Genomic DNA, 13,150 nt, shown 5'->3' with positions numbered 1-13,150 from the left:
GCATGAGCCAAACACTACCTGAAATAGCACAAAAACTTATTGATGCCAATAAAAAAGTACAGTTAATTTATGCCTTTAACGGCACCGGTAAAACCCGCTTATCAAGAGAATTCAAAGAATTGATAGCGCCTAAAAATTCAGGTGACGAAGATGAAGAAGCAGAGGCATCTAAAATCAAAATAATGTACTACAATGCATTCACCGAAGATTTGTTTTATTGGGATAATGATTTGGATAATGACGAAGATAGAAAATTAAAAATTCAACCCAATAATTATACGAATTGGGTGCTTCGGGATCAAGGACAAGAGCCAAACATAACGGCACATTTCCAGCGTTATACAAATGATAAATTAACGCCAAAATTCAATGAAGATTATTCTGAGGTACGTTTCTCATTTGAACGTGGTGATGATTCAGGTTCAGATTTTGTAAAAATTTCTAAAGGCGAAGAAAGTTGTTTTATCTGGAGTGTTTTTTACAGTTTATTAGCGCAAACAATCAATGCGTTAAATGCTCTGGAGGAGGATGAAGATGAAGCAAAACAATTTAGCGATTTGCAATACGTATTTATCGATGACCCGGTAAGTTCATTAGATGATACCCATTTAATCGAATTGGCTGTAAATATCGCTGAATTGATAAAATCAAGTACTTCAGAATTGAAGTTCATCATAACCACACACAATCCACTATTCTATAATGTACTTTTTAACGAATTTAATAGAGTACCAAAAACAAAAAAATGGCGTTTTGAAAAATTAAATGATGGAACTTTCTCTCTTGTTGAGCAATCTAAAGATTCTCCTTTTTCATACCATTTATTTCTGTTGTCAGAACTAGAAAAAGTAGTCCTGTCAGGAGACATACAAAAGTATCATTATAACTTTCTTCGAAATATATTTGAAAAAACTTCAACTTTTTTAGGTTACGATAATTGGAGAGATCTCTTGCCTCAAGAAGCACAAGAGGCGTATTATAATCGAATTATTAATCTTTCCAGTCATTCAAAGCATCATGGTGAAGAAATTTCAATTTTAGATGATAATGATAAAAGAGTGTTAGGTTTCTTGGTAGAAGAAATAAAAAGAATGTACAGTTTTAAATCAACAATTACGCCAACTTTAATTGAAGAAAATGTCCCAGTATAACACCATAGCCGAATCAAACAATTTCATTGTTCTGGATAAATACACAAAGTATTCAGTGCTAAACGAAGCGCCTGTAAGTTATCAAACTGAATCCGATTTAGAGCGTGAGTTTATCCAAGATTTAATCAGTCAAGGTTTCGAAAATCCTACCGAGGTTAAATCGATAGAATCTATGTTAGTTAATGCCAGAGTACAACTGCAGGCGTTAAATAACATGGAGTTTACAAATAGTGAATGGTTTCGTTTTGTAGAAGAATATTTGGATAAACCTAGCGATAACCTGATAGATAAAACACGAAAAATACACGATAACTATATTTACGATTTTGTTTTTGACGATGGACATATTCAAAACATTTATCTGGTTGACAAAAAGAATGTTACTCGTAATAAAGTTCAGGTAATTAAACAATTTGAACAAAAAGGAACACATGCCAACCGCTACGATGTTACTATATTAGTAAATGGTTTGCCTTTGGTACAAATAGAGCTAAAAAAGCGCGGAGTGGCTATTCGTGAAGCCTTCAATCAAGTACATCGCTATTCCAAAGAGAGTTTTAATTCTAATAATTCGCTCTTTAAATACCTACAACTTTTTGTAATCTCAAACGGTACAGATACTCGATATTTTGCCAATACAGTAGAACGCAATAAAAACAGTTTCGACTTTACCATGAACTGGGCAAAGGCAGACAATACATTAATTAAAGATTTAAAAGATTTTACAGCTACTTTTTTTCAACAAAAAACACTTTTAAAAGTATTGTTTACCTATTCGGTTTTCGATACAAGTGATATCTTACTAATCATGCGTCCTTATCAAATTGCAGCTACAGAACGTATTTTATGGAAAATAGAAAGTTCCTTTAATGTAAAAAAATGGTCGGATGTAGAAGGTGGCGGTTACATTTGGCATACCACAGGTTCGGGGAAAACATTGACCAGTTTCAAAGCGGCAAGACTCGCAACCCAACTCGATTTTATTGATAAAGTTTTCTTTGTAGTCGACCGTAAAGATCTCGACTTTCAGACCATGAAAGAGTATCAACGATTCTCGCCTGATAGTGTGAACGGTTCAGATAGTACGGCTGGTTTGAAACGCAATATCGAAAAAGAGGATAATAAGATTATTGTTACCACTATCCAGAAGCTGAATAATCTGATGAAAACGGAGAGCGATTTGGCTATTTATCAAAAGCAAGTGGTATTCATCTTTGATGAGGCACATCGTTCGCAGTTTGGTGAAGCACAGAAGAACCTGAATAAAAAGTTCAAAAAGTTCTATCAATTTGGCTTTACAGGAACGCCAATTTTTCCTCAAAATGCTTTAGGTGCTGAAACTACAGCAAGTGTTTTTGGCCGTGAATTGCATTCCTATGTGATTACCGATGCCATCAGAGACGAAAAAGTATTGAAGTTCAAAGTTGATTACAACAATGTACGTCCACAATTTAAGAGGATAGAAACAGAACAGGATGAAAAAAAATTAAGTTCTGCAGAAAACAATACCGCATTACTTCATCCTAAGCGTATCAAAGAGATTTCTCAATACATTTTACAAAATTTTAGAATTAAAACCCACAGAAGCCAAGGTGGTAACAAAGGTTTTAACGCCATGTTTGCCGTAAGTAGTGTAGATGCTGCCAAATGTTACTATGAGGAATTAAACAAGTTGCAAAAGGAAAGTGAAAAGCCTTTAAAAATAGCAACCATATTCTCTTTTGCTGCGAATGAAGAACAAAGTGCTGTTGGTGAGATTCCTGATGAAACTTTTGAACCATCAGCAATGGATCAAAGTGCAAAAGAGTTTTTAACCAAATCCATCAATGACTATAATACAATGTTCAAAACCAGTTTTGGGGTAGAGAGTAAAGAGTTTCAAAACTACTATCGCGATCTGGCAAAACGTGTTAAGAGCAAAGAAGTTGACCTTATTATCGTAGTCGGGATGTTTCTTACGGGCTTTGATGCCCCCACATTGAATACGCTGTTTGTAGACAAGAATTTGCGTTATCATGGGTTAATACAGGCCTTTTCGCGTACCAATCGTATTTATGATGCTACAAAAACCTTTGGTAATATCGTTACTTTTAGAGATTTAGAACAAGCCACTATTGATGCCATCACCTTATTTGGTGACAAAAACACCAAAAATGTAGTCCTTGAAAAAAGCTACAAAGAGTATTTGGAAGGCTTTACGGATATTGCAACTGGTAAAGCGCGTAGAGGGTTTAAGGACGTGGTCAATGAATTGAATGCAAAATTTCCAAATCCAGATGAAATCGTTAAAGAAAAAGACAAGAAAGAATTTGCAAAGCTTTTTGGGGAATACTTGCGAGTAGAAAATATTTTGCAGAATTACGATGAATTCACACATTTAAAAGCATTACAATATATAGACTTAAATGACACAGAAGCAATCGAGGCATTCAAAGAAACCTACTTTGTAGCGGACGAGGATATCGCTGTGATGAAAGATATTTCGTTGTTACCGGAAAGAACAGTTCAAGATTATCGCTCAACGTACAATGATATCCGTGACTGGTTGCGACGTGAAAAAAATGGTAAGGAATCTGAAGAATCTAAAATTGATTGGGATGATGTAGTATTTGAAATTGACTTATTGAAATCACAGGAAATCAATCTGGATTACATACTGGAATTAATCTTCGAGCACAATAAAAAGACCAAAGATAAAGTTGCCTTAGTCGATGAGGTACGTCGCGTTATCCGTGCCAGTATAGGTAATAGGGCAAAAGAGTCTTTAGTTGTCGATTTTATTAACGAAACAGACCTTGACAAGATTAAAGATAAAGCGAATGTAATAGATTCATTCTTTGCCTATGCACAAGGAAAACAGAAAACAGAAGCTTCTGAATTAATTACAGATGAAAACTTAAATGAAGAAGCGGCAAAACGATATATCGCAGCATCTTTGAAACGTGAGTTTGCAAGTGAAAATGGTACAGAACTCAATGCTCTTTTACCTAAAATGAGCCCTTTAAACCCTCAATATTTGACTAAAAAACAAAGTGTATTCCAAAAAATCAGTGCCTTTGTTGATAAATTTAAAGGAGTTGGAGGAGAACTTTAATTATTTAGTTATTCTCTAGTAAAATGGAAGATAAGTAACCAAAAAATATAAAAAAAGTCAAGGAGGTAAGAATACCTCCTTGACTTTTTTAAATACACCAGGAAATTCTCTGTTTCTTTTTTCGTCTAAACTGTTTCGAGACATAGTCATTTATTTTTTCCCCCCGAAGTAGGATCTCTGTAAGATTTTGTTTTATATACTCTCTTAATTCAAAATCTTTGAAGTTGTCTGAATTTGTTGAAATAGAGTTTTGATGCTTTCTTTCAAAGGCAAGAATGTTCATGGCACAACTTTCCTGAATGCTTTTCGCACTGAATTCTTTCCCAAGACTGCTAGCCTTGAAAACAGATTTGGTTTTATGGTCAACGTAAGTTATTCCCTAAAGTTGTCCTTCTTTGCTTTTTCTTAGAATAGTATCATTGCCATAGCTTTCAAGAACTCCAGCTAATTTTTCAGCGCTGCCCTGTTTTAAATTTCTTTAAGTATAAAAAAAAGATGCCAAAGCATCTTTTTTACCTTAATTAAAAGTTTCATCGTCAAAAAAATCTTGCAATGTTATATTTATCATTTTACAAAATTTTTGAATAGTATATATAGTTACACCTCTCTTATTCTTTAAACTTTCCCATCTATTGATAAGCTGTCTATCTATATTGTTTTTTTCAGCAAAATCTGTTTGCGAAAGCCCCGTTTTTAGTCTTAAAGATTGGATTCTTTCTGCAATTTTTATTTTTAATATATTATCCTCTTGGGTTAATTCTGCCATACTGCAATTTTGAAATTTTTTTATAATATCTTGTAATCCACTTGGATTACAAATAATATTTTATATCTTTGATTAAGATTTGATATTTATTCAGAAAATTAAATGTCATTTATTAAATTTGCGTTTCTTCATATAAAATATTTGAAGCATTCGCTTTGAATCTCGTATCAAAAAACTGGCGTTTTACATACCACGAGAGGATAAGTAAGATGCTCACGCTTTATGGCGTGGGCTCACTTATTTGTGGTAGGGTACCGCCAGTGCCTTTGATACGATAAGCTGAGTTCCATGCCTCTTTTTTAGTCTAATCTCAACTTCTCGAAGCAATCTCCTCAGATATTAAAGGAACACAACCATTTTGTTTAATCTGTAAATAGATTGATTATGGTGTAACTGTTAATTTATTGTTTGTAATACCCGGCTCGTTACTGTTATTACCGTTGAATTAGTCAAAGGAAGAGCTTATCGATTCTATACTTTGCAACATTTGCATGTTTAAAAATCATGCCATCGTTATTTTTAAACTATTAAAACCATAAAACTGCTTATGCCAATGAAATAACAAAGTTTTAATCTAAATTGAAAGCTCAATTAGAGCTGCAATAAAATAAAAATGGCCCTCTATGACAGCGACCAAACTAGTATAGAGGACCATAGTCAATCAAACCAACGTTTAACTAACCAATCCAATATTATGAATAATTTTTCATTTTACAAGGATAGGAAAGCTCTTTATTGCCTAATTTTTACCTGGCTTTGTATGTCTTTCTCATCCTCCTTCGCCGCAAATTCAAAACGGCATTTCTATAATATATTGCAACAACATCAGATAGAGGGCACTGTAACTGATGGAAGTTCTCCCTTGCCTGGTGTTACAATAGCAGTAAAAAACAAATCCAATAATACTGTAATATCTGATTACAGCGGACAGTTTTCCATTTCAGCTTCTCCTTATGATACTTTAGTTGTTTCATTCATCGGATTTAAAACAGCTTTAGTTCCTCTTTTGGGAAGAAAAAAAGTAGCCATTTCGCTCCAGTATGATTCTACCACTCTTCAGGAAGTTCGTGTCAATGCAGGCTATTATTCAGTTAAAGAAAAGGAGCGCACTGGGAGCATTGTTAGAATTAAAGCAGAAGATATTGAAAAACAGCCTATCAACAATCCATTAGCGGCAATGCAGGGACGAATGACGGGAGTAAACATCACTCAAAACACAGGAGTGCCTGGCGGCGGTTTTAATATTCAGATCCGAGGACTTAACAGTATCCGTGGAGATGGCAATGATCCTTTGTACATTGTAAACGGAGTTCCATATTCATCACAGTCGTTAGGAGATGCGACTGTTTCTGCATCCGCTATCTCGGGTGTTACAAATCCGCTGAACAATTTAAATGTATCGGACATAGAAAATATAGAGGTATTGAAAGATGCCGATGCGACAGCAATTTACGGTTCCCGCGGGGCAAACGGCGTGGTACTGATAACAACAAAAAAAGGCAGGTCAGGAGAAACACGTTTTAATTTAAATGCATTTACGACTGTCGGCAAAGTGGCAAGAAAAATGGATTTAATGCAGACCAGCCAGTATCTGTCAATGCGAGCAGAAGCTTTTGCTAATGATGACATCACTGAATATCCTGAAGGAGCTTACGATATTAACGGAACTTGGGATCAAAACCGGAATATGGACTGGCAGAAGGAATTAATCGGAGGCACATCCTACATTCAAAGTATTCAAACATCCATTTCAGGCGGTAATAAAAATACGCAATTCCTGTTAAGCGGCACTTATCACAAAGAAACAACGGTATTTCCAGGAGATTTTCATTATGGAAAGGGCTCTATAAACAGCAGTATTTCACACCAGTCCGATGATAAGCGCTTCAGCCTTAATTTTTCAGCCGCTTATTCCGGGGATAAAAATACACTGCCGGGCAGGGATTTGACCTCGCGGGCTTATACTCTTGCTCCAAACGCACCGGAGCTTTATAACAGTGACGGCAGTCTTAACTGGGAAAACGGCACATTCATCAATCCTTTGTCATTTCTTAACGGCACATACCTTACCACAAGCCAAAACCTTATTGCAAATGCAGTAGTGTCTTATAATCTTTTTCCGGGTCTTCAGGCTAAAGCCAGCATCGGATATAACGATAATAGGTTATCGCAAAACGTAACCAGCCCGCTGAGTATTTACAGCCCATATGATACAAGTGAACATGAATCAACGCTATTTGTGTCTACAGGTACTGGCAGATCCTATATTTTTGAACCGCAGTTAAGCTACCAAAAAGAATTGGGAGACATAGATATCAATTTCTTAGTGGGTACAACATTCCAGAGCCAAAAAACGGCGAAACTGGCACAATCTGCCTTTGGATTTGCAAGCGATGCCCTTATTAATAGTTTAGCTGCAGCCAATACGGTAACTGTTCTGAATCATGAGGTAACGCAGTACAATTACAATGCATTATTTGGAAGACTTAACATCAACTGGCACAAAAAATATATCGTGAACCTTACGGGCCGCCGTGATGGTTCAAGCCGTTTTGGCCCCGATAATCGTTTCGCTAATTTTGGTGCTGTTGGCGCAGCCTGGTTGTTCTCTAATAAAGACATTATCAAAGAGCATAATTCTATAATCAGCTTTGGGAAGCTTCGCGGGAGTTATGGAATTACTGGTAATGACCAGATTGGAGATTACCAGTATCTGGATACCTATAAAGTTTCTCCTTATCTGTATGACGGAGTGGTAGGACTTTTACCGTCGCGTCTTTACAATCCTGATTTCGGCTGGGAGACAAATAAAAAACTTGAACTCGCATTGGAACTCGGATTCTTAAAGGATAATATTTTTCTTTCTGCAGCTTGGTTCCGCAACCGCTCATCCAATCAATTGGTCGGGGTTCCGCTTCCCGGGACGACAGGGTTTTCTTCGATCCAGTCAAATTTTGACGCAACTGTGGAAAATACCGGTTTGGAACTGGAACTTCGCACGAACAATTTGAAAGGCAGGGATTTCTCATGGACAAGTACAGTAAACCTTACTGTACCAAAAAATAAACTCGTTTCTTTTCCAAGGCTTGAAAGTTCTACGTATGCTAACCAGCTTGTAGTAGGTGAATCACTTTTTATCAAGAAAGTTTTTAATTATACAGGAATTGATACTCAAACTGGAGCTTACACTTTTCAGGATTTTAACGGTGACGGACAAATAACCTATCAAGATGACCGCCAGACAATTGTAGATACTTCTCCAAAATACTATGGAGGGCTGAATAATCAGCTGGCATATAAAAATTGGTCTCTCGATTTTTTATTCCAGTTTGTAAAGCAGACCGGCAGGAATTATTTATACACGTCAGCCTTACCCGGTTCATTTGTAAATCAGCCTGCAGCTATGGCAAACCATTTCCCGCAGGACGGAACTACTGCAGTATCACAGCAGTACACTACCGGCCAGAATAGCACATTACTCGAAGGACATTATAATCTGATTGACAGCAATGCAGCATACAGTGATGCATCTTTTGTGAGACTAAAGAGTCTGACTCTTGTTTATGCAATACCATCAGCTTGGTCAAAAACTTTTACAGGAAAAGTATATCTGCAGGGACAAAATTTATTAACCATAACTGACTTTCGCGGAGCTGATCCTGAAAACCAGTCTGCTTCGGCGCTTCCACCATTGCGACAGTTTACAATGGGCATTCAGCTTGGCTTTTAATTTAATCACTATCACATGAAAACAAGATTTTATACCATAAGAATAATCATTGGAGCTGTATTTATCAGTCTTACTGCCTGCGAAGGTTTTACCGAAGTAGATACGCCGCAGTCACAGCTGACGACCCCTGCCGTATTTGAAAATGTTAAAACCGCTGATGCGGCTATGGCTGACATTTATGCCCGCCTTCGTGAGGAAGGAATGGTCGCGGGCACGCTGAACGGCTTGTCGAGCCTGTTGTCAAACTACTCTGATGAAATGCAGTATACAGGCTCAAGTGTTGAAATTATGCAGTTCAATAACCATACAATTACGCCTTCGAACAGTTTAATAACAGGATTATGGAACAGTACCTACAGTGAAATCTATGCTGTGAATCTGATGCTTGAAGGACTGGAGAATTCAAAGTCATTAACAGAGAATGAGAAGGCGAGATTATCAGGTGAAGCATTGTTTATCCGCGGGTATCTTCATTTTTATCTGGTCAATCTCTTTGGTGATGTTCCGTACATTAAAACTACGGATTACAGCGTGAATAAAACAGTATCAAAAACACCCCAGGAACAAGTGTGGCTTAATATTATAGCCGACGTAACAGAAGCCGAAAAATTATTAACTGTTGAATATCCTTCCCAAGAAAGAGTCAGAGCGAACAAAGCAGCTGCTTCCGCTTTTCTAGCAAGAATATACCTTTATCGGGAAGACTGGATAAATGCTGTGGCCAAGGCGACAGCTGTAATTAATAATCCAAAGTACATATGGATTGATGATCTTTCAAAGGAATTTCTGCGACAGTCCACTGCAGCAATCTGGGCACTTCATCCGGGAACAGCGGGGCTTAATACTAAAGATGCGCGTACCTTTATCTTTTCAAGCGGTCCGCCTTCAAAGCCGTCACTGTCTATTTTGTTTACAGCGGGTTTTGAATCTGGTGATCTGCGCCGCACCCAATGGGTATGTACCATATCAAATGCAAATGGGGCCTGGTATTCATCATATAAATACAAACAGCCTTTAGGTACCGCTTCCTCACAGGAATATACTATTTTGTTTCGATTAGCCGAACAATACCTGATTCGCGCAGAAGCGAATGCTCATCTATCCAATATATCTGAGGCGAAGACAGATCTAAACAAAATTCGCCGCCGCGCGGGTCTTGCAGATACAGCCGCTAATACAGAAACAGAACTATTAGAAGCAATCGCAGAGGAACGGCGCTTTGAACTTTTTACAGAACAGGGACACCGCTGGTTCGATTTGAAACGTACGGCAAAAGCGGCAGCTGTGCTGGGTAAAATAAAACCGGGATGGGAAGATACACAGACAATACTGCCTTTTCCGCAGTCAGAACTGCTGTTAAATCAGAATCTTCTCCCGCAAAATCCAGGCTATTAAAATGAGGATGTTTTTCTTCAAAATCGTATATTGGTTACCTCTGCTGTTTATGGCGGTACCATTCTATGGACAAAAGAGAGAAATAGAGACTGCTGACTATGCAAAATGGAGCTCATTGCAGTCAGAGACAATATCCCCGGACGGCAGATGGATTTCTTGTAATCTGCATTATGATTACGGCGTGGATACCTTGTTTGTACAGGATATAAAATCTGCCAAGCGGCTGTCATTTCCTAAATGTTCTGATGCACATTTCAGCAGTGATGGCAGGTGGCTCACATTTTCAGATCCGGAAAAAGGATTAGTTTTGAATGACCTTATCACTGGTAATAAACAGTATTTCAAGGATGCAATTCGTTACGATTTCAATAGTGAAGAAAATTTCCTGACTGTATTATGTAAAAATGGTTCGTCAGATTATTTGACGATAATTGTGCTGTCCAACAGTGAAAAATATATTTTTAATGATATTACAGAGTTCAGTATCAGCAATAATGGTACTTTAGCTGTAAGCACCGGTTATGAAGTGCGTCTTTTAAATCCAAAACATAGATTTACCCAAAAGACAATTGCACAGGATGGAGATGCAGGATTTAAAAAACTATTCTGGAGCAAGAGCGGTGAATTTCTTTCCTTTCTTCAAGAAATTAAGGAGCCAGAGGGAACAGCCAAAAATTGCAGGATATTCTATCATGATGCAGTATCAGGTAGAAATGCTGTTCTTGACAGCAGGGAAACAGAAATATTATCGATGGAAAATATAATTCCGTACGGGGGAAGTTCTGCTCTGAGGTTTTCAGAAGACGGGAAAAGTGTATTTTTCAATTATATCAGCCCTGAGCAGGAACCAAAAATTGCAGCTTATGAAATTTGGGATTCTGCAACAGTGCTGGAATATGCCCAGAATAAAATGTTTGGAGATCCAAATCGGCTGCCCAAAACGGCTGTCTGGGCTCCTGCAAGCGGTAAAATTTTAAAAATCGGAACAATCGAGAATCCGAAAACAATCCTTACCGCTGATCGAAAACATGCATTGTGTTACAATCTGCTGAAATATGAACCGCAGTACGAGTACTACGCTCCGGCTGACATGTATTTGAAAGATATTGAAACGGGTACACAGCATCTGATTTTAGTGAAGCAGTCAACAGCAGTGGGAATGCTCGGCGGTTCTCCCAAAGGAAATTTTATACATTATTTCCGCGATGGAAACTGGCATGCTTACAATATTGCTAAAAGACAGCACTTCAATCTAACAGCAAATATTCCAGTCTCTATGACTGACAGCATTCAAAATGATGCGGGTCCGCCTGCGCCATACGGCAGTCCAGGATGGTCTTCTGATGAGAAATATTTCATAGCGTATGATCAGTATGATATCTGGCTGATTGACAGCAGTGCAAAACAAGCCAGAAGAATTACCGATGGCAGAAAGCATAAGATTACCTACAGAATTTGTTTTGATCTTTATCCTGTTGTCAAAAAGCCGAGCCAGGATGAATTTCTGATCAGAAAATTTAATTTCAGCTCGGGTTTGGTTTTGCAGGCTGTGGGCAGAGATGGATCCAGCGGTTATTATAAATGGAATAACAACGGCAGTTTAGAAAAATTGGTGTTTGGAAGTTCGGGAAACAGCAGGATGCAAAAAGCAAAAAATGCAGAACAGTACATCTACATCCAGCAGTCAGCTTCCAATGCCCCCAAATTAATGTCCGTTTCAGGAAAACTGAAAAGCAAACTGCTCTTCCAATCCAATCCTCATGCCTCTAAATTCAAATGGGGAAGAGCTGAGATGATCTCTTACAAAGATAAAAACGGCAATAATCTTCAGGGGATCCTATACAAACCTGCAGGGCATATAAAGGGAAAGAAATATCCGATGGTTGTTCATGTGTATGAAAGACAGTCACAGGAAATTAATAATTACCATATACCGACAGAATATGGACCGATGGGATTTACACCGTCCAGCTATTTTCTGGATGAATACCTGGTGCTGTTGCCGGACATACATTATAAATTGGGAGAGCCTGGAAGGTCTGCCCTTAACTGCGTGCTCAGCGCAGTGGACATTGTAAAACAGATGGGAATTGTCGAGGAAAATCATATCGGAATTATCGGCCATTCCTTTGGAGGTTATGAGACTTCGTTTATCATTACCCAGACCGATGCTTTTGCCGCAGCTGTCTGCGGTTCGGGACTTATGAACACAATAAGCAGTTATTTTGTGCATTCAGCAGGCATACCGCGTTCCAATGCATGGCGGTTTGAATCGCAGCAGGGACGCATGCCGTTTTCACCTTTTGAGAATTGGAAAGCTTATGAACGAGACGCACCGTTTCCAAATGCAGCGAATTGCAGAACACCGCTTCTGAGCTGGGCCGGAAAAAAAGACCAGACTATTTTTTGGACACAGTCTGCCGAATTTCATATGGCACTTCGAAGACTTGGAAAAAGGAATATTTTTATTCTTTATGAGAATGAGGCGCATATTATTGCTACACCTGAACTTCAAAAAGACCTGACAATAAAAACCAAGAACTGGTTTGACTATTATCTGAAAGAACAAAAGAAGGCGCTTACAAACGGCATCCCTTAAATCATTAATTAACAAAGCAGGAGACTAAGAATCTCCTGCTTTTTTTAAATTAGATTAATTGATTTTTCTGTATAATTCGACGTTACATTCAGTCGGACTGCTCATATTGAACAACTGCTGTCCTCCAGAACTAACTCTACAAACATTAGGATTTTGTATGGTGCTACATTCTACTGTAGTAACATCACAATCCTCTAAAGGGTTATGCCCATAGACATCTATCAGCTTTCCCTTTTCAGGGACAGATGAAAATGCAAAGGCCGCAAATACAGCAAATGCGATTGCTGATATTGAAAGCGCCGGTCTTAAAACTTTAGTATTCATAATATTAAAATTTAATGTTAACGGTCTACTCTTTTTCAGGTTTTCGACCTTCCCCTGGACTGTACAGTGTATTTTAAAAGCATAAATGCTG

The 13,150-nt window shown here is 37.9% G+C and carries 7 protein-coding genes; 5 read left to right on the top strand and 2 right to left on the bottom strand.

Annotation, left to right across the window (positions count from 1 at the left end; all coding sequences use genetic code 11):
• Positions 1–2 precede the first annotated feature (2 nt).
• Together P0R33_RS06195 and P0R33_RS06190 are read left to right on the top strand one after the other, a co-directional pair.
• Positions 3–1,151: an AAA family ATPase gene (locus P0R33_RS06195; RefSeq protein WP_276174693.1), complete on the top strand. Its 1,149-nt coding sequence runs from the start codon at positions 3–5 to the stop codon at positions 1,149–1,151.
• A complete protein-coding gene (locus P0R33_RS06190) occupies positions 1,138–4,245 on the top strand; it encodes a type I restriction endonuclease subunit R (RefSeq protein WP_276174691.1) in 3,108 nt (1,035 codons plus the stop codon). Before P0R33_RS06195 ends, P0R33_RS06190 begins: the two co-directional genes overlap by 14 nt.
• A gap of 517 nt (positions 4,246–4,762) precedes the next feature.
• On the opposite strand, the gene P0R33_RS06185 is transcribed toward P0R33_RS06190, so the two are convergent.
• Positions 4,763–5,011 (bottom strand): helix-turn-helix transcriptional regulator, encoded by a 249-nt coding sequence (locus P0R33_RS06185; protein ID WP_276174690.1) that lies wholly within the window; start codon positions 5,009–5,011, stop codon positions 4,763–4,765.
• Between the two features lie 694 nt (positions 5,012–5,705).
• Between P0R33_RS06185 and P0R33_RS06180 the strand changes: the two genes are divergently transcribed.
• The 3 genes from P0R33_RS06180 (at position 5,706) to P0R33_RS06170 (ending at position 12,735) form a co-directional block, all read left to right on the top strand.
• Complete coding sequence (locus P0R33_RS06180; protein ID WP_276174689.1) at positions 5,706–8,741, top strand: SusC/RagA family TonB-linked outer membrane protein; 3,036 nt, start codon at positions 5,706–5,708, stop codon at positions 8,739–8,741.
• A 15-nt stretch (positions 8,742–8,756) separates the two neighbouring features.
• Complete coding sequence (locus tag P0R33_RS06175) at positions 8,757–10,136, top strand: RagB/SusD family nutrient uptake outer membrane protein (RefSeq protein WP_276174688.1); 1,380 nt, start codon at positions 8,757–8,759, stop codon at positions 10,134–10,136.
• Positions 10,137–10,569: 433 nt separating this feature from the next.
• Positions 10,570–12,735 carry a prolyl oligopeptidase family serine peptidase gene (locus P0R33_RS06170; protein WP_276174686.1) on the top strand — a complete coding sequence of 722 codons (2,166 nt, stop codon included), beginning with the start codon at positions 10,570–10,572 and terminating at the stop codon, positions 12,733–12,735.
• A gap of 54 nt (positions 12,736–12,789) precedes the next feature.
• On the opposite strand, the gene P0R33_RS06165 is transcribed toward P0R33_RS06170, so the two are convergent.
• Positions 12,790–13,059 (bottom strand): hypothetical protein, encoded by a 270-nt coding sequence (locus P0R33_RS06165; protein WP_276174685.1) that lies wholly within the window; start codon positions 13,057–13,059, stop codon positions 12,790–12,792.
• Between the last annotated feature and the right edge of the window lie 91 nt (positions 13,060–13,150).

This window comes from Flavobacterium sp. YJ01, assembly GCF_029320955.1.
In the GTDB taxonomy this organism is placed as follows: Bacteria; Bacteroidota; Bacteroidia; order Flavobacteriales; family Flavobacteriaceae; genus Flavobacterium.
Note: the sequence above shows the minus strand (reverse complement) of the source record. Positions and strands in the feature narration are given on the sequence as shown.